The following is a 21,940-nucleotide window of genomic DNA, read 5'->3' on the forward strand; positions in this document are numbered from 1 at the left end:
AAGACAAAATTTGGTTCGTAAAAATAGAAAGGAATTGGGCAATTGCAAAAATACCCGAAGGGTTTAATCCCCATATTTAACCCAAATACACAGTTTTTGAATTGACAAATTCTAAAATGCCGTATCGACTGAGTTCTCTGCCAAATCCTGACTTCTTAATTCCACCAAATGGAAGGTGTGGATTAGAAGCTACCATGGAATTGATGAAAACTGCCCCACTTTCAATTTTAGAGGATAAATACTCTCCTTTTTTAAGATCTTCGGTCCAGAGTGATGAGCCTAAACCAAACTCAGAATCATTGGCCAGGGCGATTGCTTCATCTTCATTTTTAACAGAAAACAAAGTGGCTACAGGGCCAAATAGTTCATCTTTATAGGCGGGAGAATTTTTAGGAATATCTGTTAAGACGGTTGGGGAATAAGCCGCGCTTCCATCTTTTGGGGTGTCTCCGCCCATTAAGACCTTAGCACCCATATCTATTGATTCTTGGACTTGCTGCCCTAATTCCTCAGCTAAATCAGCTCTAGCCATACATGCATAGTCAGTATCGTCCTCCAAAGGGTTTCCCTCTTTTAAAACATTTAAATGTTTGCAGAATAAATCAGTAAATTTTTGAAATACTGGTTCCTCAATGATGAACCTTTTGGCAGCAATGCAACTTTGCCCAAAATTAATCATCCTTGCTTTTACAGCTGTTTTTGCTGCCTCATCAATATTGGCATCTTTTAAAACGATAAAAGGATCGCTTCCTCCTAATTCTAACACGGATTTCTTGATGTGTTTAGCAGCTTCTGAGGCCACGGATGCACCAGCTTTTTCACTTCCTGTGAGAGTAACAGCTTTTATCCTAGAGTCAGAAATCAGCTCTGTGGTGACTTTTGAGTCAATCAATAAGCTTTGAAAAGTTCCTGCTGGAAAACCTGCTTTGGTAAATACTTCTTCTATGGCTAAGGAACATTGAGGGACGTTAGAAGCATGCTTGAGAAGGCCTGTGTTTCCTGCCATCAATGTTGGGGCTGCAAATCTAAAAACTTGCCAGAAAGGGAAGTTCCAAGGCATTACTGCCAATACTGTTCCTATGGGTTCATGGCTGACTTTTGCCTTGGCTCCATCTGGAAGTGAAATAGGTTCATCTGCTAAAAAAGACTCGGCTTTTTCTGCGTAGTAGTCACAAACCCAAGCGCATTTTTCTACCTCTGCTTTGGCTTCTTTGATTACTTTGCCCATTTCCTGAGAAATGATTTTGGCGTATTTATCCTTTTCGCTCCGTAATTGATCGGCAGCTTTGGACATTAAATTAGACCGTTCACTAAATGAACTTTCCTTCCATTGATCAAATGCTTTTTCTGAAGCATTTAATTTATTTTCAATTTCTGTTTTATTTAGTGATTCAAATTTTTTTAATAATTCTCCTGTAAATGGATTAATTGATTTAATGTGATTCATTGTTCAGTTGGTTTTCCTTCTGCTAGCCAGCTTGTCATTCCACCGTCTAATAATAGAATGTTTTCAAAACCCATGGATTCCATCTGGATACTGGCTTTTTCTTGCCTTCCACCGGCTTTACAATACAGTAGGTAAGTTTTGCTTTTATCTAGGTTTTCGATTTTACTTTGAAAATCATCTCCCATAAAATTGATTAAAATCGCATCCTTTATATGGCCTTCAGAAAACTCTTCTGGTGTTCTTACATCAAGGATGACTAGGTCCTCGTTTTCAGATTGGACTTTGTCAAAATCTGTGACAGCCACAATCTTGTTACTTGCCTCTTCGGTTTTATTAGAGCAAGATGCTATCAATACTAAAGAGAACAGGGCGAGTGTAATTTTAATTTGTGTTTTCATGAGATATTTTTTTGAAGAGAAAATTTAGAAGACCAACTTGAAAGAAATTTAACTTTATTCGACGTAAATGCCTACTAAGGTCGCTCTCATTTCCGATTCCCACAGTTACATTGACCACAAAACGCTTACCTATTTAGATTCTGTAGATGAGATATGGCATGCTGGAGATATAGGAAATCTACAGGTAATGGAAAGTTTGCCCCCTGGTAAGCAGATTAGAGCTGTTTTTGGAAATATTGATGATGCTGAAATTCAGCAGGAATATCCGGAATGGTTGGATTGGGAAGTGGATGGCGTTCATGCGCTGATGACCCATATTGGGGGAAAGCCACCTCGATATGCCAAAGGAATCAAGGCAAAAATCAAATCCGTAAAGCCGAAGATTTTCATCTGTGGGCATTCACATATTTGTAAGGTAGAGTTTGATAAGGAGTTAAACTGCCTTTATATGAATCCAGGAGCTAGTGGTCAACATGGTTTTCATATCATGCGAACCATGCTGCTTTTTGACTTGGATGCTGGAGAGATAAAAAATTTAAGAGTGGTAGAATTAGGGAAGCGTGGAAAACAAAAAAGGTGATCCTAGGATCACCTTTTTTATGATTTTTCTCTTAGAGAATTATTTCTTGAAAGACTTTTTCAATTCTTCTACGTCCACGTTTTTGATCACTGGCTTAGCGCTCAGCTTTTTGATTTTGATCACGCGAGTAGTTTGACTTTGTCTTCTCCTTCTCAACTTTCTCTTTAACGTAGTAACTGCCATGGTCGTAATATTTATAAATAATGTTTTTGTTTCGAAACGAAGCGCAAAATTAATGAAACAATTCTTTTTAGCCTAATACTATTACGAAATAAATTTCAAATGATTCTCAGTCGGGAAGGCTGTTTCCTTTTTTTTGAATAAATTTGGCTTTTCAAATCACCTGATTAAATCATGCAAAAACCTGGACTTCCTAAAGGAACGAGAGATTTTGGGCCAGTAAAAATGGCTCGTAGAAATTTTATTCTAAATACCATTAAAGACACTTTTCAGCTATTTGGTTATCAGCAAATAGAAACTCCTGCAATGGAAAACCTAAATACTTTGACAGGTAAGTACGGAGATGAAGGTGATCAGTTGTTGTTTAAAATATTGAATAGTGGTGATTTCCTGAAAAAAGTAGAGAGTAAGGATATCGAAGCAGGACCACTAGCGACTTTACCCAAAGTTTCCGAAAAAGGGTTAAGATATGATTTGACGGTTCCTTTCGCACGCTTTGTAGTGATGAATAGAAATGAATTGACTTTTCCATTTAAAAGATTTCAAATCCAACCAGTTTGGAGAGCAGACCGTCCTCAAAAAGGAAGGTACAGAGAGTTTTATCAGTGTGATGCGGATGTAGTAGGGACTGATAGCTTGGTTTGCGAGGCTGAGATTATTTTAATGATCAGAAGAGTCTTCTCGCAGCTTAAACTGAATGATTACGATATTAAAGTTAATAATCGGAAAATCCTGACGGGGATTTCAGAAGCGATCGGTGAGGCAGGAAAAGAAGCTCCTTTATGTGTGGCAATTGATAAAATGGACAAGATCGGCTGGGAGAAGGTGAAAATAGAATTAGCGGAGCGTGGTTTTGCGGATCAGTCTGTAGAGAAATTGGAGCCTTTGGTCAATCTGGATACAGATCTTGAAGGGAAAATCAGTTTTCTAAAAGAATTTTTAGCATCGAGTGAAGTAGGCCTTAAAGGAGTTGCTGAACTAGAGGAAATGATAATAATTCTAGGGCAAATGGGAGCAAATCTTGATCATGTTGATTTTGATATCCTGTTGGCAAGAGGGCTTTCCTATTACACAGGAGCTATATTCGAAGTGAAAGTAAATGGAGTTTCCATTGGTTCCGTGAGTGGTGGAGGTAGATATGATAATCTGACTGGTGTATTCGGTCTTGAGGGCGTATCTGGAGTAGGGTTTTCATTTGGGGTGGATCGTCTGTATGATGTCTTGGAAGAATTAGATTTGTTCCCGGCAGAAAGTTTGGATGGAACCCAAATACTTTTAATTCATTTTGATCAAAAAGGCTTGGATTATGCTTTAAGTGTTTTGCCAAAATTGAGAAATGCAGGGATTAAAGCGGAGATTTACCCTGACAGTGCAAAAATCAAAAAGCAATTTGATTATGCTACAAAAAAGGGAATCCCTTTTGTAGGTATTTGTGGAGATGTGGAAATTGAAAATAGAATGCTTGCTTTGAAAAACCTGGAGTCTGGAAATCAAGAGTCCATGTCAATTGAGCAAGTAATTGATTCTGTTAAAAAGAATTAATCTATTGCTAAAATAGAAGATACCGGAAGTGTTAGTCCACCCTTCAAAGAGATGAAATCTGGACCCACAGCCCATACTGTCGTATGAATTTGGTAGATATGATCATCAGCAGTAGAGAATGTAAGCAATACCTTGGTTCGAAGAAGATTTCCAAGGGTTTGAGATCGAATGAGTTTAGAGAGTCTGTCCTTTTGTAAATCAGGGTTGTTTAAGACTTCCTTTTTGCTGAAGAACAAGTGAGCAAGTTGCTCTTTTTCAATGATTTCGATGGGTTTCATAGGCTCATTGTTTGTTAATTATTAAGACTGGTTTTTGAGGTAAAAAGTTGCAGATTTTCAGCCATTTAAGAACCTTTCTTTACGGATTGAGATTATTTTAAAAATTGGATGATTTGTTTTTCCATAAATCAATAAAATTTACCCCTATGAGGGGTTTTAGGAAATAGACTAAAAAGCGATAGAATTATGTTTGATATCATGGGAATGATGGGCAAAGTGAAAGAGGCCCAGGCGAAGATTAAAGAAGCTCAGGCCAAATTGGTTCATCTTACCGCAGAAGGTGAGTCAGGAGCAGGCTTGGTTAAAGTCACTGTTAACGGTGAGAGAAAAGTCTTGAAAATTGATTTAGATGAATCTTTATTAACGCCAAATGATAAGGAGATGCTAACTGACCTGGTGGTCGCAGCAACAAATATTGCCATGGAAGCAATTGAGGTAAAAATAAAAGCTGCTATGAAAGATGCCACGGATGGAGTAATTCCAAATATCCCAGGTATGGACCTAGGTGGTATGTTTGGATGAAATCCTGCGCTATTGTCATACTCAATTATAATGGGGAAGAAATGCTTCGACAATTTCTTCCCTCTGTTTTGGAATATAGCCAATCCGACATTTGGGTAATAGACAATGCAAGTACCGATCAATCCATTGAGGTTTTAAAAAAGGATTTTCCCAGTATCCAACTGATCACACTTCAAGAAAATTTTGGCTTTGCAGGTGGTTATAACCATGGGCTGGAATTTTTGAAAAATCAGTACAAATATTACATTTTGCTAAATTCTGATGTGGGAGTAACTCTGGATTGGGACTTGAATTTGGTGAGTCACGCAAGCGAAAACCCTGGTTATGCGGCTTTTCAGCCCAAAATCATATCCTTTCAAAACCCTGATCAATTTGATTATGCTGGTGCAGGAGGTGGGTTTATTGATTCGCTGGGATATCCTTATTGTAGAGGAAGAATTTGGGAACATGTGGAAAAGGATTCTGGTCAATATGACGATAATACAGATATCGACTGGGCCACGGGTGCTTGTTGTATTATAAAGTCAGAATTATACCACAAGTTCAAAGGGTTTGATTCTCATTTCTTCGCCCATATGGAAGAAATTGATCTTTGTTGGAGAATGAGAAACGAGGGTTGGAAAATAGGATATTTAGGATCGGTAAAAGTTTACCATGTGGGAGGTGCCACACTTTCCAGAACAAGCCCAAAAAAGCTTTTCCTTAATATTAGGAATAGCCTATCAATGATTTATAAGAATGAAAGCCATTTTGCTTTCTTATTGAAATTTATATCAAAATTCTGTTTGGAGATGATGGCGGCAGCTTCCTTTGTAATGAGGGGGGATTCACAAAATGCAAAAGCCGTTTTCAAGGGTTATCGTGAATTCCTTTTTTCTAAAAGTTACTCCGAAGATCAAATCTCCAAATTGGGCAGAAAGCATACATCTTATACCAAAGGACCTGTATCCTTTTTGATTTACCATACGGGTATCTTACGGAAAAAATACTTTTCCGAGCTTTAATCAAACAAAACAGGGTTGTTGCTCTTTCTAAAGTATTTTCTGATTTTCATCATCATGGCCATGCTCATATAAATAATTACAGGTGAGCCCATTGTGATGAATGAAGTATAAATGAAAAATAACCTGATACTGTCGATCGGGAAATTGAACTTCTCACCGAGTCTGGAACAAACTCCAAATGCTCTTTCCTCAAAGAATAGTTTTAGTTTTTCCATGGCATAGATGTGGTTTAGTAGCTTAAATTTATAAAAAATGTTCGTCGAAACTATAAATTGAAATGTTTAATCGATTGTTTTTAAATTCCTTACTTTTTTCAATTGCAATTTTACTATTCTCGAATTGTGGTTCAAGAATAGTGCCTGAAAGTAATTTTTTAGAGGATATGGAGGTCTCTCCAGCCAAATTGAGCTACTTCAGAGATTCGATTCAATTTGAAGTCTCAGGAACCATACCTATAGAATCTGTTTTAAGTCCCAAAAACCCACAACTTGAACTGGTGTTTCGAGGTTCGGATTCTGAATTGCTGCTTGGTGAAATTGAATTAAATAAAATTCTGGCTGCTTACGAATACAAAGAGTCTTATAAGCTCAGGTATGAGCCATGGATGGAAGGAGCGGTTTTGGAAGCTTATTTTTATCATGGAAAAAAGAAAGAAGATCCATCTGAAAGAAAAATTTTAGCTAAAGGAGTTATCACGACACCCTTGCTTGCAAAGGTAGGGCATGTCAGGGTAGATGAGCCCATTCCTCAAATTGGACTCTATATACCCACTGGGAGCATGGATAAGGATCTATCCCGCTATGGTGAGTTTGTATTGCAGTTTGAGGCTGGATCCTCTGTTGTAAAGTCTACCAGGCAAAACCAGGCAATCTTAGATAGCTTAGAGCAATTTATTTTACGTTACCCTTCCATTTCTTCTATTCGCATTACGGGAACCCAGTCCCCAGAAAATAGTGAAGGAAAAAGTAGTAGGCTAGGGATGGATCGAGCGAATGCAACATTAGCAGTTCTGAGGAAATCTAATATTAGATTTCAGGATAGCGCATTGACAGTTACATCACGATGGAATGACTGGTTTGACTTTAGATTATTATTAAGAGATTATCAACGCTTTTCTACACAAAAGAAAGATGAACTGTATGCGATTTTATTGAATGGACAAGATTATCAGACTCAGGCAAGTCAGTTGAGAAAGGTTTCAGGTTTTTCTCAGGTCTCCAGAGATCTATTTCCCAGGTTGAGGGCTGCGAAAATCGAAATTAATGCAAAGCCTTTGCCTGGCCTGGATCAGGAACAGTCAGCAAAATTAGAAGAAGCCTTAAAGGGGACTGGATTAAATTCAGGTCTAAGTCAGGCTGAATGGGCCATCGCCGGAGAGTCCTCGCCAAGGCTAGATGATAAAGATGAAATCTATAGCAAAATGACAGAGCTTTTTCATTCTGCTTTGCCATATAATAACCTTGCCGTGGTAAGAATGCGCCAAGCCCAAAGGACTTTAGATCAAAAAAAGAAAGACCAACTATGGGAAGAAGCTAATCGATTGTTGGAGCAAGCATCCAAAATGGAGAACAGTCCTTATGTTCTCCATAACCAGGGGCAAATCTTGGTGCTTCAGGGAGACTCATGGTCCGCATATAAAAAGTTGTCAGATGCATCTGTGATAACGAAGAACGAAGACTTTCTTAAAATCAATGAAAGTCTTAGGGGATCTTTGGATATTTTAAGAGGTGATTATAAATTGGCTATATTGCGTTTTCAATATGTATATAGCGAACCAAAGGATTTTTTTAATAAAGGATTGGCTTATTTCATGAGTGATGACTATGCAAATGCCAGTATTTCTTTTGAAGAGTCGGTCACAGCAGGACGGTCATTTGGATATGGTTATTATGGGCTTGCTTTGATTGCAGCGAATAGTGGCCAAGAAGAGGTGGCTCTAATCCATTTAAAGCAAGCTATTGATGCAAGTGAGGTGTTGTATCAAAAAGCTCTTATCGATCCAGAATTTGAAGAATTAAGAGGAACTCAGGCATTTTTTGAAATATTTAAGTCCTCTCCAGAAAATTAATTTCAATTTCATTTTTCTAATAAAGCATGGTGTTTTTTGAAAAATTCCTAATTATTCAGGTTGTAAAAAAAGCAAAATGTAATTCTTGTAGGATAAAATTAAATATTTAATCAATTAGGGTTTATTTTTTTTGATAAATATTGCTCAAACCAAATTTTATTTTTCCTGTTTGGATTTGAAATTTGTTTTAGAATCTTTAACATTGACGATCAAGTAAAACAATAAAACCCAAAATGATTGCCGATGAAACATCTCTTCTAACCACAGCACATCTCAAAAAGCATCACCCGATGCACTCAAACCTATGGGTTAAATTCCCTATGCGCAGGTATTCTTTATTGCCAAGGTATAATGAGATAGAGTACAAAAATTAAATTTCTCATTTCATTATTTACAATGTTTTCGAAATCGATTGCATTGACAAATGAAAGACAAGTAATTACAAGTAATCTTGTTACCCAATCTATCTATGTTTATGAAAAATGTTTACAAAAGCCTAAGTGCACTAGTATTGCTCTTAGTCCTTTCCAGTGCGACCGTTTTTGCTCAAAAAACCGTCACTGGAACAGTGTTGGATGAGTATGATGTAGGACTTCCCGGAGTCTCAGTTTTAGTAAAGGGAACTACTACAGGTACCGCCACTGATATTGATGGTAATTTTAGCCTCAATGTCCCTAATGACCAAGCTGTATTGGTCTTCTCCTTTATTGGATACAATAAAGTTGAACAAACTGTCGGTAATCGAAGCGTTATCGATGTAAAATTAGCTCCAGATGAAACCACATTAACTGAACTCGTGGTAACTGGTTATACCATTGATAGTCGAAGAGAGACTACTGGTGCTATTGCAACAGTCGATCCCAAGGATTTGACTGTAATTCCTACAGGTAACGTCGAGCAGGCCTTACAAGGTCGAGTTTCCGGTGTAACTGTTATTACAAACGGTCAGCCTGGTACAACTTCTATTATACGTGTAAGAGGTTTTGGTTCCTTCGGTGGAAACGAGCCACTTTATGTTGTGGATGGAGTTCCAGTACAATCAACTGACTTTATTAATCCTGATGATATTGCTTCTACTACAGTATTGAAAGATGCTGCTGCAGCTTCAATCTATGGTGCAAGAGCTTCTAACGGTGTAATTATTTATACCACAAAAAGAGGTAGAAGAGGCAACCAGAAGTTGAGAGTAGATTATAACGGAATGTTCGGTGTAACAACTCCAGGTGATGGTCTTGATATGATGAATCCTCAGGATTTCGCAAATACTACTTGGCTAGCTGAAACTAATCAAGCTATTATTGACGACAGAGATCCAAATTATGAGCATCCTCAGTTTGGTACAGGTACTTCTCCAGTTCTTCCTTATTACATCAATGTGGGTGGTGCTGCCGGTGTTCCTGGTCCATTTACTGCTGCTCAATTGGAAGAAGAAAGAGCGAAATATAATGTCGACAGAAATAAAGGTGGTGTTTATCAGGTGGTAAGAGCTGCTACAGGTGAAGGTACAGACTGGTACAGAGAATTAACTAGAAGTGCACCTTTAACACGTCATTCCATTGGATTGAACGGTGGTTCGGAAACTAGTAGATTCTTTATCGGTTTAGGATACCAAGATCAAGCAGGTATCATGAAAAACAATAATTTCAAGAGAATCTCTTTAAGAGCTAACTCTGAATTTGATGTTACTAAGAAATTTAGAATTGGTGAAAACTTCCAAGCTACTTACCGTCAAGTTTTAGGACAGACCGGTGGTAACGGAGGTAGAGGTGTTTCTGCTGACGAGAATGATATTCTTCAGGCTTTCCGTATGCCATCAATCATACCTGTTTATGATGAGTTTGGTGGATATGCAGGTACTGCAGCAAGAGGTTTTAACAACCCAAGAAACCCTATCGCAAACAGAGATGGTTTGGAAAACAACAGAAACTTTAATGCCAACATCTTTGGTAACGTTTATGCTGAATATGACATTTTGGATGATTTGACTTTCAGAACTTCAATCGGTGGTCAGTATAATAATTATTACTACTGGAACTATTCAAGATTGCAGTATGAAAACTCTGAAAACAACTCCTCATTCGGATATAGCGAAGGTTCAGGATTTAATTTCCAGTGGGTATTTACAAATACTTTAAGTTGGAAAAAGACTTTCGACAAGCATGCATTTGATGTAATTCTTGGTCAGGAAGCCTTGAATAATGGATCAGGAAGAAATATTGATGCTTCTGGTCAGAATCCTTTCTCAACCGATCCAGATTTTATCACGGTTTCAAACTTACCTGTATCTTCTCGTCAAGTAAATTCAGGTCTATTTAGAGGTGTTAATTTCGCTTCTTACTTCGGTAGATTAAACTATACTTTCAACGACAAGTATTTATTCAGTGCTGTTGTAAGACGTGATGGTTCTTCTGTATTCGGTGAAAATTCTAGATACGGTGTGTTCCCTGCATTCTCAGCAGCATGGAGAATTTCTTCTGAATCTTTCTTGCAAAGCGCAACTTGGATAGATGAATTGAAAATCCGTGGTGGTTGGGGTCAAATGGGTAACTCAAACCCAGTTCCTTCTACTAACCAATTCTCATTATTTGGTGGAGATGTAGGAGCTTCTTCTTATGATATCAATGGTTCTAACAGTTCAGCACTTATTGGTTTTAGAAGAACACGTATTGGTAACCCAAATACACAGTGGGAAACTGCAGTGACTAAAAACATTGGTTTTGATGGTACTTTCTTCAACGGAAGATTGGATATTATCTTAGACTTATGGCAGAAGGATACTAAGGACTTGTTGTTCCAACTTCCTATTCCTCAGACAGCTGGTAGTAACGCAACTCCTCCTTTTATCAACATTGGTCAAATGAAAAATGCTGGTGTTGACTTATTGGTAGGTGTGAAAGGAAATCTTTCAAGCGCATTTACTTATGACTTGACAGTTACTGCTTCTACTCTTAAAAATGAGATCGTTGCATTGGCTCCTGGATTGGATGTTATCACTTCAATCAATCCTTCTTACAGAGGTATTCAGCCTATCAGAAACCAAGTAGGTCAGTCTTTATCTGCATTCTTCGGCTATAAAGTTGAAGGCTTATTCAGCAGTGCTGAAGATGTTTCTAATCACGCAATTCAAGACGGAGCTGCTCCAGGTCGTTTCAAGTTTGAAGACCTTGATGGTGATGGAGAAATCACTCCAGAAGATAGAACTTTTATCGGTAGCCCAGTTCCTGATTTCACAGGTGGTGTGAACTTTACACTTGGATTTAAAGGCTTAGACCTTTCTGTTTACTTGTATACTTCTATTGGTAACGAGATCTGGAATCAATCAAGATGGTTTACTGACTTCTATCAAACATTTGAAGGAGCAGCTATTTCTGAGCGTTTGAAAGATGCTTGGACACCAAATAACTTGGGTGCTGAGATTCCTGTAGTTGAAAAAACTGCAAACTTCTCTACTTCAAACGTGGGTAACTCTTTCTATGTAGAAGATGGGTCTTACTTAAGATTACAGAACATCACTTTAGGTTATACTCTTCCTGCTACTTTATTGGAGAAATGGAGATTAGAAAGAGTAAGAATGTTTGCATCTGCGAACAACTTATTTACTCTAAGTGGATATAGTGGTTTGGATCCTGCAGTAGGTGGTAATGCTGATACAACTTTCGGTATTGATGTTGGTAACTATCCTGTTACTACAGGTTATACTTTCGGCTTAAATCTAAGCTTCTAAGTATCATATAAAGACAAATCGAGTTATAGAAACTATAATTGATTAAAAAAAATGAAGAATTATAAATTAAAAATCGGAGCGCTTTTGTCTTCAGCAGTCATGATGGTGGCAGTTAGCTGTAGCGATGATTTTCTCGAGGTGCCAGCGACAGGCCAATTGGCGGAAGCTCAGTTGACAACGCTTGCAGGTCTTGAGGCATCTTTGATTGCTGTATACTCCCAGGTGAATGGTAGAGCTAATCGTTTAGCATCGCCATCCAATTGGGTTTGGGGAAGTATCAGAGGTGGAGAAGCAAATAAAGGTACTGACCCTGGTGATTTTAGTACTATCAACCCAATCCAACGTTTTGAAGTAAATGCTGCTTCAGGAGACGTAGGTGCAAAATGGAATGGTGCCTATGAGGGAATTGCGAGAGCAAATAATGTTTTAAGATTAATGTTGAATAAAGCCGATGATGTGACGGATGCAGATGCTACCTCCATTACTGCTCAAGCAAGATTTCTTAGAGGTCATTATTACTTCCAGTTAAAAAGAGACTATGGTGATACTCCTTATGTAGATGAGACTGTGGATTACGGTTCTGGTCTAGAGGAAGTGAGTAATAACCAAGATCTTTATCCTTTCATCGAAGCGGATCTTAAGTTTGCTGCAGATAACTTACCTGCTACACAATCACAGGTAGGTAGAGTGAATTCTTGGGCTGCAAAAGCAATGTTGGCTAAAGTTTATTTGTATCAGAAGAAATTCTCTGAGGCTAAAACTTTATTTGATGATATCATCGCCAATGGTGTGACCAGTAATGGATTGAAGTATGGCTTAGTAGAGTATTACGACGATATGTTTAGAGGTGCAAATGATAACCATCAGGAATCTGTTTGGGCTTATCAGGCTGCTGCTAACACAGGATCTGTAAACAATGCCAACCCTGAGTTTGACTTGAACTTCCCATATAATGGTGGTCCAGGTGGATGTTGTGGATTCTTCCAGCCAAGTTTCTCATTTGTAAATGCATTTAGAACAGATGCTAATGGACTGCCATATATTGATGGTTCTTACAATGACGCTGGAAAAGCTGTAAAATCAGATATGGGTATTCAAAGTGATGCTGCATTCACTCCAGATGCTGGAAACCTTGATCCAAGGTTAGACCACTCTGTAGGTAGAAGAGGTATTCCTTATTTGGATTGGCAAGATCATCCAGGTGCTGCTTGGATTAGAAACCAGCCAAATGGAGGACCTTATGCTCCTAAGAAATATGTCTATCAAGTTGCTGAAATCGGATCTTATCAAGATGGATCTTCTTGGACTCCTGGTTACACTGGTATCAACTTCATGATCATCAGATTTGCGGATGTGCTATTGATGGCTGCGGAAGCAGAGATCGAAGTAGGTAGCATGGAAAAAGCTCGTGAGTATGTTAACATGGTTAGAACTAGAGCTCAGAATTCTAGATTATTGAGAGAAGATGGTACTCCAGCTGCTAATTATAATGTAGGACTTTATACTGCTGCTTGGACTGATCAGGCTACTGCTAGAAGAGCAGTTAGACTTGAAAGAATGCTTGAGCTAGGTCAGGAAGGTCACAGATTCTATGACTTAGTAAGATGGGATACTGTACAAGAGGAACTTGATAAGTATTTGGCTTATGATGGATCTATCCTTGTAGCTGCTTTAGGTGGTGCTAAATTCACTCCTAAGCATAAGTTTGTTCCAATTCCTCAAGATCAAATTGACTTAGTAGGATCTGATATTCTGATTCAGAATGACGGTTTCTAATACCAAACTATAATTAAAGTAATAAAGAGAAGGTCATTGACCTTCTCTTTTTGTTTTTTGACTAAATACTAGAAAAATATTTTCTCCTTATCTTCTAAAAGTACTAATTTGACCACCTATATACCCAATCTTACCCAATTATGAAATTTCAATATGTCCTCTTTTTTGCTGTCTTACTAGGATTAGCAAGCTCCTGCCAAAAAGAGACTAGTATGTTTGAATTAAAGTCTCCAGAATCAACAGGAGTGACCTTTGCTAATGAAATAATCGAATCTGATACATTTAATATTCTAACGGATGAATATATCTTCAATGGTGGAGGTTTAGCAGTTGCTGATTTTGACAATAATGGCCTTCCCGATTTATTTTTTACTGGCAATCAGGTGCCAAACAAATTATTCTTAAATAAAGGTGATTTTCAATTTGAAGATATCACAGAAGTTTCAGGTGTCGCAGCAGCTGATCGCTGGTGTACAGGAACAACAGCTGTGGATATTAACCAAGATGGTTTGATGGATATCTATGTTGTTTCCGCAATGATGGAAGGTCCAGGTGAGAGAAATAATTTATTGTTTGTTAATCAAGGTGTAGACAGTAATGGGGTAGTCACTTTTAAAGAGATGGCCTCCCAATATGGAATAGCAGATTCAGGCAACGGAATGGGTGCTGCTTTTGTAGATTATGACTTGGATGGAGACTTAGATTTGTATGTTCTTAATAATGAACAGAGCAAAGTTACGCCAAGTAATTATCGTGAAAAGATCACCGATGGGTCAGCTATTAATAATGATGCCTTTTATAGAAATAACGGGGATGGTACATTTACCGATGTAACCCTTGAGGCAGGAATTACGATTGAAGGCTTTGGTTTAGGTTTGTTAATAGCAGATTTAAACAATGATGGTTGGCCTGATATTCATGTAAGCAACGATTACATTACCAATGATATTCTTTACATCAATAACCAGGATGGAACTTTTACCAATCAAATAAAAGAGTCTCTCAGACACCAAAGTCAATTTTCCATGGGAGCTGACATTGCTGATTTTAACAATGATGCTTATCCTGACATCTTCACCCTTGATATGCTAGGTGAAGGGAATTATAGAAAGAAAACTACCATTGGTAATAATGTTTATCAAACCTACATCAATAACGATCAGTGGGGATATGAGTATCAATATGTGAGGAATATGCTTCACATGAATAATGGTCCAGGAATACCTTACAGTGAGGTAGGAATGATGGCTGGAGTTTATCAAACGGATTGGAGTTGGGCTCCTTTATTTGGAGATGTGGATAATGATGGATTGCGTGATTTATTGGTTACTAATGGGTTCCCTAGAGATATTACGGATAAAGATTTTGCAAACTATCGGGCAGATGTAGGAAGTGTGGCTACCATCAGACAGCTTTTGGATTCTATCCCTATTGTCAAAATCCCAAATTATGCTTTTCATAATGTTGGAGACCTTCAATTTGAAGATGCTGGTGCTAACTGGGGACTGAATAAACCTTCCTTTTCAAATGGTGCCGCATTGGTTGATTTGGATTTGGATGGAGACCTCGATTATGTCATTAACAATATCAATGATCCGGCATTTATCTTCGAAAATCATTTATCAGAAACTCCAAACCATGGCAATTACTTGCGAGTGGCTTTAAAGGGAACACCAGAGAACCCAAATGGTCTAGGAGCTAAGCTTTTGCTAAAGTTGAAAAATGGAAATCAATTATATCAGGAGCAGCAAATTGTTAGAGGTTATATGTCCTCAATAGAACCTATCATTCATTTTGGAATAGGAGCTGAAACTGAAGTAGATCAACTCCAAGTTATCTGGCCTGACGGCAAGAAGGAAGTGATTCCAAATATTGCAGCAAACCAGGTGCTTAAGGTTGAGTATTCCAATTCTAAGGCTGGCTCGAATAATATGGCCATTATGGACTATGGGTTTGGAGCAAAGCTTTTTTCTGATGTGACAGAAGCCACTGGCTTACTTTATGAGCATCAAGAGGATGATAAGATCGATTTTAATGTGCAGAGAACTGTGCCGCATAAATTATCACAATATGGACCCAGCCTGGCGGTTGGAGATATCAATGGAGATGGTTTAGAGGACCTTTTGGTAGGATCTTCTAGTGAATATTTGCCAAAAGCATTTTTTCAAAACCAAGATGCAACCTTTACTGAAGTCGATATTTTGGCGAACGAAAGCCCAGTTTATGAGGAAATGGGAATGCTGCTTTTTGACTTGGACAATGATGGAGACTTAGATCTCTACATGGTTAGTGGAAGTAATGAATTTTTACCAGAAGCAGCAGAGTTTACAGATAGAGTATATCTAAATGATGGAAAAGGAAATTTTACCTTGAACAAGGATTTTTCTACAGTTAAAGCGAGTGGGTCTACTGTGAGAGGGGCTGATTTTGATGGGGATGGATTCATGGATCTTTTTGTAGGAGGGAGATCACCAGTTGCTCAATACCCACTACCTGAAAACAGCTTTCTTTTAAAGAATCTTAATGGCAGCCTTCAAGATGTGACAGATGAAGTGGCGCCAGAGCTGAGGAAAATTGGGATGGTTACAGATGCGATTTGGTCTGATGTTGATTCCGATGGGCAGGTTGATTTGGTCATAGTTGGAGAATTGATGGCCATTACGGTATTTAAAAATGATGCTGGGAATTTCACTAAAATGGCTGATACAGGATTGGAGAATTATCTGGGGTGGTGGAATTCGATCAGCTCTGGGGATTTCGATCAAGATGGGGATGTTGACTTTATTGTCGGAAATTTAGGCGCTAACAACTCACATCAGCCTTCTGCTGAAAGGCCTGTGAAAGTTTATGCCAAAGATTTTGATAAGAATGGAAGTATAGACCCTGTGACCTTTGCTTATTACAAGGATAGAAATGGTGAGTATAACTCATTTCCAAGCCATTTCTGGGGAGATCTTTATGGGCAAAGTACTTTATTTAGAAAGAAATATGAGCGCTATAAGACATACGCTTTAAGTACTGAGCAAGATTTATTAACTCCCTCCGAAAAAGAGGATGCTCTAATTTTAACCGGGAATTTTGACAAAAGCTCTTATGTAGAAAACCTTGGTGGAGGAAAATTTAAAATAAAGGCATTGCCAAGAGTATCTCAAATAGGCCCAGTGAACGGCATTGTTTCTCGTGATTTTGATCAGGATGGAAATTTGGATGTGGCTTTAATCGGGAATGATTATGGGAATGAGATCTTCATCGGAAAACTAGATGCTCATATTGGTTTGATACTAAAAGGAGACGGCCAAGGGAATTTTAAACCAATGCTGCCTACCGAAAGTGGGTTTTTAGTAACAGGGGATGGGAAAGCCTTGGTGACTGTTTCTTCAGCCCAAGGAAGCTCTATTTTGGTTGCTTCTCAGAATAGATCAGCCTTAAAGGCTTACCAAGCCAAAAATTCAAATTCCCGCACGATGATCCCAGGATTGGATGTTTTGGCAATAGTATTTGAATTGGAAAATGGGAAAAAGCAAAGGGTAGAAACTACTTTGGGAGCCGGATTCCTTTCCCAGTCAAGTAGAGAAGTTCAAATCCCCAGTGGAGTAACAAAAATCCAAGTGATTGACTACAAAGGAGGAGTTAAAGACTTAGATATTAATTCCTTGGATTGATCATTTATATAATTCTCCGGGCTTTGCTTGGCAGATTTCTGTCATTAGTTGAGCCACTTTGTTTGTAGCATCTTCAAAATAAAGCTTTCCTTTTTCAGGGGAAGCTTTTTTTGGATTGCCTATTCCTGTGTCTTCTGATACCTCTGACCACCTTCTCTCAGCCCAAGCCCATTTTTCCTGTAAGCCTGTAATAACTGATTTTTTCTCTGAACCTAAACCAGCTTCCTCCAGTGGTGATACTAGCTCTGGGTGCAAATACATGATAAGCGAGGTTTCCATTTCATCTGCATGATCCCCCATCTCTTCAAAATAGAGTGTCTTATCAAGTGATTGAAACCAATTGCATGTAAAAAGCAGCATATCTGGAAATTCTAATCCTAACTCCCTAAGTATGGTTTTGAAGTCATTTCCGCCATGGCTATTCAGGATTAATAATTTTTTCAATCCTTGTCTATCCAAAACCTCTATCAAATCTCTCAAAATTGCCATTTGAGTACTTGGGTTTAGATTCATGTCCAAATAGATGTCATGTTGTCCAGTATTCACTCCGAATGGAATAGTAGGTAATACAATTACCTTAGAACCTTTCTCCCAAGCTTTCTTTGCACCTATCTCAGCAATAGCATCTGCTTCATATACATCTGTACCATAAGGCATGTGATAATTATGGGCCTCTGTTGCTCCCCATGGTAAGACAGCTAATTCAAATCGATCAGTTTTTAAGTTTTTCCAATTGGCTTCTTTTAATAAATAAGGCTTCATATTATGGGGATTTAGAAAGGATTTTTCAAAAGGTAGGCTTTATTAAAATCAATTTTAATAATTTCAATGCCTCATCCGAAATTAAGTCATATGTCTGAAAGAAGAAAGTTTATTAAGAAGTCCCTGTTAGGGTCAGCAATTGTCATTCCTGCTATTTCTAAATCTATTGCTCAGCCTCAAAGACCAAGTTTGGTCGGTGAAAAACCACTGATATTATCTACCTGGAACCATGGGTTACCTGCCAATGCTGCAGCAATCGCAAAGCTGAAGGAAACAGGAAATATTATTGATGCTGTTGAAACAGGTGTTATGGACACAGAAAATGACTTGAGTAACTTGTCTGTAGGCCTTCAAGGATTGCCCGATAGAGAGGGTATAACCACATTGGATGCATCCATCATGAATGGTAATGGAGAATGTGGATCAGTTGCCTTTGTAAGACAAGTAAAACATCCGGTTTCATTAGCCAGAGTTGTTATGGAAAAGACTCCACATGTGATGATTGTGGGTGAAGGTGCTAGACAATTGGCAATTTCTGAAGGTTTTCCTATCGAAAAGGAAGAGTTAAGTCCAAATGCTAAAAAGGCCTATGAAAAATGGAAAGTACAAAGCCAATACAAACCCATCATCAATATTGAAAATCATGATACTATAGGTATGATAGGGTTGGACAAAGATGGGAATTTAGCAGGTAGCTGTACTACTAGTGGATTGGCTTATAAAATGCATGGAAGAGTAGGAGATAGTCCCATTATCGGAGCGGGTCTTTTTGTAGATAATGAGGTAGGAGCTGCTACTGCAACAGGCCTTGGTGAATCTATTATTAAGGTTTGTGGAAGTTTCATGATCGTAGAGTTAATGAGGCAAGGAAGAACACCTCAGGAAGCTTGTGAAGAAGCTGTGAGGCGTTTGATTTCCAAAAACAAAGGAAATATTAAAGATATTCAAGCGGGTTTTCTCGCAATAAATAAAGATGGAGAGGTGGGAGCATTTGCTGTACAACCAGGCTTTAATTATGCTCAAGGGACCATGAGCTATAACAAGATGATAGACTCAAAAAGTCATTTTTAAGATGGGAAAAGTAACACTAGAAGCACCGGTATTTAGTGTGGAGGCTGCTCTAGAAGCTGCTGATTTCGGAATTGATAGATTGGAGCTATGCGCTAATTTTCCAGAAGGAGGAGAGACTCCAAGTGCTGGGATGCTTAAGTTCTTGAGATCAGAAATTGATATTCCCATTTTTGTGATGATTCGCCCTAGGGGAGGAGATTTTGCCTATTCTCAAAAGGAATTAATGGTCATGAAACGAGACATTGAATTGCTTGGTGAACTTGGTGCTGATGGTTTTGTATTTGGTGTTTTGGATACAGAAGGCGAAGTAAATACTGCTGCTTGCGAAAGTCTAATTCGAACAGCATCCGGTAAACCTTGCACATTTCATAGAGCATTCGATGCCTTGTCAAACCAATTTGATTCCTTGGAAACCATTATTTCTTTGGGTTTTGATCGAATTCTAACTTCAGGAGGAAAAAACTCTGTAAGCGAAGGATTTTCAAGAATTCAGGATTTAATGGAAATAGCACAAGATCGGATTAGTATCATGCCTGGAGGTGGTTCAAAGCCTGAGCATGTAACCTCACTTTCTAAAATCCCCTATTTCAAGGATATTCATGCTTCCTGCAAGACATGGAAATCTGCCAACAATAATTTTGTGAATCCTGATGTTTCTTTTTCTGATGATCCGGAAGCTTTTAGTAAGCACCTTCTAGTAGATCAGGAAACAGTTAGTCAATTTAGAGAAGCGATTGATTCCCTATGAAAATCAATAAATCCTTATCGATTGCTTTAATCGCACTTTGTTCCTGTAATCCCATTTCAGAAAGAAAGCAGCCACCTCCCTCACTCACCCAGTTGGCATCCGCAGATTTAAATCTTGATGGGGAGCAATTGGCAAATGCCTATTGTGCTAGCTGTCACGTGAAACCCGAACCAGAAGTTTTAGATAAGGCTACCTGGAAGGATAAGGTGCTTCCTGACATGAGGAAAAGGATGGGATTGGTAATTGATGAGGATTTTGGAACACTGATGCCAATTGATATGGATGTGCCAAAAGGCATATACTCAGAAGTTCCTTTGATCAAAAGAAAAGATTGGGATAAAATTCTTGATTATTATTTGGCTAATTCTCCTGAGCAACCTTTGCCCCAAGAGCAAAAAATACCTGTAAAAAAAGGAATTCCTGGTTTCGAATTAAGGCAACCGAAATTTGATAAGGATTACACAAATTTGGTCACCATGCTTCAAATTGAGCCTAATTCAGGAGATTTGTGGTTAGGACATCGTTTTAAATCTGTTTTTGTTTTTGACTCCAAAAATGGGTTTGAGCTGAAAGATTCTATTCCTACTGACACCGCGCCAATTGATTTGAAATGGCTAGAAAATGGGCAAGATTTTGAATTGTTGACAATGGGCTTGATGGATCCATCGAATGATTCTGTAGGGGCTTTAGTTCAATATCATAAAATTAATGAGGCTTGGGAGACCTCTTCTGTTCTTTCTGACCTCAAAAGGCCTGTGCATTTGGCAAGTGAGGATTTCAATGGAGATGGGATTGAAGATCTAGTCGTTAGTGAATTTGGAAACCATGTGGGAGAATTGAGTTTATATTTATCCGACGGAGATGTTTTTAAGAAACAGGTTTTGAAAGCAAAACCCGGGGCCAGAAGAGTAATTATTGAAGACTTAGATACTGATGGAGATTTGGATGTCTTAGCCTTGATGACACAAGAGAATGAAGGTTTCTTCGCTTACTTAAATCAAGGAGATGGAAGCTTTAAAGAGAAAATTATTTTACGTTTTCAACCAGCATTTGGATCTAGTGATTTCAGGTATGAAGACATGAATGCTGATGGTTTGAAAGATTTGGTTTTAGTCAATGGAGATAATGCAGATCTGTCCCAGATTTTAAAGAATTTCCATGGAGTCCGAATATTTTTGAATGAAGGGGATTTTGAGTTTAATCAATCTTGGTTTTACCCCATGTACGGAGCCAGTGGATTAGAAGTAGATGATTTTGATCAAGATGGTGATGTAGATTTAATGGCAATCTCTTTTTTTCCAGATCCTGAACAAGTACCAAGACAAGACCTGATTTATTTTGAACAAACCGTAAAAGGCGAATTTCTACCTTTTGTTCCTGAAATTGATTTTAATTCACATTGGTTGACTATAGCCAAAGGAGATTTGGATTTGGATGGAGATCAAGACGTAGTTGTGGGTTCTTTTGAGTTCCAAGATTTGTATCAGAAAGTAAATCACCCTTGGAATCCCATAATAGTCCTAGAAAACACAAAGGAATAATATTCTTTAATTATTGATTATTTCGATTTTTAGTATCGAATAATTTAAATTTTAAGACTTCTATTTTTATATATGATATTATTTCAGTAAATTATTCTTTCACCTATAATCTTTTTTGCTATGGTTAAGAGTTTTCAGGGAGTAAGAATGGCTGAGCCAAAAAAGTCTCCCGCAGCACCAATTTTGGTCAAAGATCATATGAGCACTAAGCTGGTGACCTTTCTTCCGGACGATACAATCGACATGGTTTTGGAAGTTCTCACCAAACGAAAAATTTCAGGCGCTCCTGTAGTGGATGAGTCTGGTAGCTTGGTTGGGATTATCTCAGAGGTAGATTGCTTGAAAGAAATTATCAAAGGGAAATACACTAACACTCCAAAGTTTCCGGGAAAAGTTAAGGATCACATGAGTGTAGATGTCATTACCTTGGGTCCTGAACTTTCGATTTTCGATGCTGCTCAGAAATTTTTAGAATTAAAAATAAGGCGATTTCCTGTGATAAGGGATGGTAGTTTGATCGGTCAGATAAGTTTGAGTGATATTATACGAGCTTTCCCTAAGCTGAAAGACACTACTTGGTAAAGCACTTTAGCTACTAGGATTAAAAAGCCCCTATCATTTATATGATAGGGGCTTT

The 21,940-nt window shown here is 38.2% G+C and carries 18 protein-coding genes; 12 read left to right on the forward strand and 6 right to left on the reverse strand.

The features are described 5' to 3' along the window. Positions 1 to 76: 76 nt before the first annotated feature. Positions 77 to 1,447 carry an NAD-dependent succinate-semialdehyde dehydrogenase gene (locus ALPR1_RS06445; RefSeq protein WP_008199338.1) on the reverse strand — a complete coding sequence of 457 codons (1,371 nt, stop codon included), beginning with the start codon at positions 1,445 to 1,447 and terminating at the stop codon, positions 77 to 79. Beyond that, positions 1,444 to 1,845, reverse strand: coding sequence for a rhodanese-like domain-containing protein (locus tag ALPR1_RS06450; protein WP_008199339.1), 402 nt, complete (start codon positions 1,843 to 1,845; stop codon positions 1,444 to 1,446). Before ALPR1_RS06450 ends, ALPR1_RS06445 begins: the two co-directional genes overlap by 4 nt. A gap of 67 nt (positions 1,846 to 1,912) precedes the next feature. On the opposite strand from ALPR1_RS06450, the gene ALPR1_RS06455 reads away from it, so the two are divergent. After that, complete coding sequence (locus tag ALPR1_RS06455; RefSeq protein ID WP_008199340.1) at positions 1,913 to 2,425, forward strand: metallophosphoesterase family protein; 513 nt, start codon at positions 1,913 to 1,915, stop codon at positions 2,423 to 2,425. Between the two features lie 39 nt (positions 2,426 to 2,464). Here the strand turns inward: ALPR1_RS06455 and ALPR1_RS20940 are convergent, their stop codons facing one another. Continuing rightward, positions 2,465 to 2,608, reverse strand: coding sequence for a hypothetical protein (locus tag ALPR1_RS20940; RefSeq protein ID WP_193352728.1), 144 nt, complete (start codon positions 2,606 to 2,608; stop codon positions 2,465 to 2,467). Positions 2,609 to 2,779: 171 nt separating this feature from the next. On the opposite strand from ALPR1_RS20940, the gene hisS reads away from it, so the two are divergent. Continuing rightward, on the forward strand, positions 2,780 to 4,147 hold the full coding sequence (gene hisS / locus ALPR1_RS06460; protein ID WP_008199343.1) for a histidine--tRNA ligase: 1,368 nt from the start codon (positions 2,780 to 2,782) through the stop codon (positions 4,145 to 4,147). Here the strand turns inward: hisS and ALPR1_RS06465 are convergent. Further along, on the reverse strand, positions 4,144 to 4,425 hold the full coding sequence (locus tag ALPR1_RS06465; protein WP_008199348.1) for a hypothetical protein: 282 nt from the start codon (positions 4,423 to 4,425) through the stop codon (positions 4,144 to 4,146). The two genes, hisS and ALPR1_RS06465, sit on opposite strands and share 4 nt — an antisense overlap. Before the next feature lie 186 nt (positions 4,426 to 4,611). Between ALPR1_RS06465 and ALPR1_RS06470 the strand changes: the two genes are divergently transcribed. Both ALPR1_RS06470 and ALPR1_RS06475 read left to right on the forward strand, forming a co-directional pair. Further along, positions 4,612 to 4,947 (forward strand): YbaB/EbfC family nucleoid-associated protein, encoded by a 336-nt coding sequence (locus ALPR1_RS06470; protein WP_008199349.1) that lies wholly within the window; start codon positions 4,612 to 4,614, stop codon positions 4,945 to 4,947. Further along, positions 4,944 to 5,951 carry a glycosyltransferase family 2 protein gene (locus ALPR1_RS06475; RefSeq protein WP_008199350.1) on the forward strand — a complete coding sequence of 336 codons (1,008 nt, stop codon included), beginning with the start codon at positions 4,944 to 4,946 and terminating at the stop codon, positions 5,949 to 5,951. The genes ALPR1_RS06470 and ALPR1_RS06475 overlap by 4 nt, the downstream gene beginning before the upstream one ends. On the opposite strand, the gene ALPR1_RS06480 is transcribed toward ALPR1_RS06475, so the two are convergent. Then, on the reverse strand, positions 5,948 to 6,166 hold the full coding sequence (locus tag ALPR1_RS06480) for a PspC domain-containing protein (protein WP_008199351.1): 219 nt from the start codon (positions 6,164 to 6,166) through the stop codon (positions 5,948 to 5,950). The genes ALPR1_RS06475 and ALPR1_RS06480 overlap by 4 nt on opposite strands. A 167-nt stretch (positions 6,167 to 6,333) precedes the next feature. Between ALPR1_RS06480 and ALPR1_RS06485 the strand changes: the two genes are divergently transcribed. The 4 genes from ALPR1_RS06485 to ALPR1_RS06500 all read left to right on the forward strand — a co-directional run bounded on the left by ALPR1_RS06485 (position 6,334) and on the right by ALPR1_RS06500 (position 17,181). Beyond that, positions 6,334 to 8,019 carry a tetratricopeptide repeat protein gene (locus ALPR1_RS06485; protein WP_153231772.1) on the forward strand — a complete coding sequence of 562 codons (1,686 nt, stop codon included), beginning with the start codon at positions 6,334 to 6,336 and terminating at the stop codon, positions 8,017 to 8,019. Positions 8,020 to 8,488: 469 nt separating this feature from the next. Then, the gene (locus ALPR1_RS06490) at positions 8,489 to 11,743 is read left to right on the forward strand and encodes a SusC/RagA family TonB-linked outer membrane protein (protein ID WP_008199353.1); all 3,255 of its coding nucleotides are present in this window, start codon (positions 8,489 to 8,491) and stop codon (positions 11,741 to 11,743) included. A 51-nt stretch (positions 11,744 to 11,794) separates the two neighbouring features. Further along, positions 11,795 to 13,519, forward strand: coding sequence for a RagB/SusD family nutrient uptake outer membrane protein (locus tag ALPR1_RS06495; RefSeq protein ID WP_008199355.1), 1,725 nt, complete (start codon positions 11,795 to 11,797; stop codon positions 13,517 to 13,519). 140 nt (positions 13,520 to 13,659) lie between these two features. After that, positions 13,660 to 17,181 carry an FG-GAP-like repeat-containing protein gene (locus tag ALPR1_RS06500; RefSeq protein WP_008199360.1) on the forward strand — a complete coding sequence of 1,174 codons (3,522 nt, stop codon included), beginning with the start codon at positions 13,660 to 13,662 and terminating at the stop codon, positions 17,179 to 17,181. On the opposite strand, the gene ALPR1_RS06505 is transcribed toward ALPR1_RS06500, so the two are convergent. Continuing rightward, on the reverse strand, positions 17,182 to 17,943 hold the full coding sequence (locus ALPR1_RS06505) for a creatininase family protein (protein ID WP_008199361.1): 762 nt from the start codon (positions 17,941 to 17,943) through the stop codon (positions 17,182 to 17,184). A gap of 90 nt (positions 17,944 to 18,033) precedes the next feature. On the opposite strand from ALPR1_RS06505, the gene ALPR1_RS06510 reads away from it, so the two are divergent. The 4 genes from ALPR1_RS06510 to ALPR1_RS06525 all read left to right on the forward strand — a co-directional run bounded on the left by ALPR1_RS06510 (position 18,034) and on the right by ALPR1_RS06525 (position 21,885). Then, on the forward strand, positions 18,034 to 19,014 hold the full coding sequence (locus ALPR1_RS06510) for an isoaspartyl peptidase/L-asparaginase family protein (RefSeq protein ID WP_040302614.1): 981 nt from the start codon (positions 18,034 to 18,036) through the stop codon (positions 19,012 to 19,014). A gap of 1 nt (position 19,015) precedes the next feature. Beyond that, entirely contained in the window at positions 19,016 to 19,762 is a 747-nt protein-coding gene (locus ALPR1_RS06515) for a copper homeostasis protein CutC (RefSeq protein ID WP_008199364.1), read from the forward strand. Further along, positions 19,759 to 21,303, forward strand: coding sequence for an FG-GAP repeat domain-containing protein (locus ALPR1_RS06520; protein ID WP_008199365.1), 1,545 nt, complete (start codon positions 19,759 to 19,761; stop codon positions 21,301 to 21,303). The genes ALPR1_RS06515 and ALPR1_RS06520 overlap by 4 nt, the downstream gene beginning before the upstream one ends. 120 nt (positions 21,304 to 21,423) lie before the next feature. Beyond that, on the forward strand, positions 21,424 to 21,885 hold the full coding sequence (locus ALPR1_RS06525) for a CBS domain-containing protein (RefSeq protein ID WP_008199367.1): 462 nt from the start codon (positions 21,424 to 21,426) through the stop codon (positions 21,883 to 21,885). Positions 21,886 to 21,940: the final 55 nt, after the last annotated feature.

It is taken from the genome of Algoriphagus machipongonensis (assembly GCF_000166275.1).
In the GTDB taxonomy this organism is placed as follows: Bacteria; Bacteroidota; Bacteroidia; order Cytophagales; family Cyclobacteriaceae; genus Algoriphagus; species Algoriphagus machipongonensis.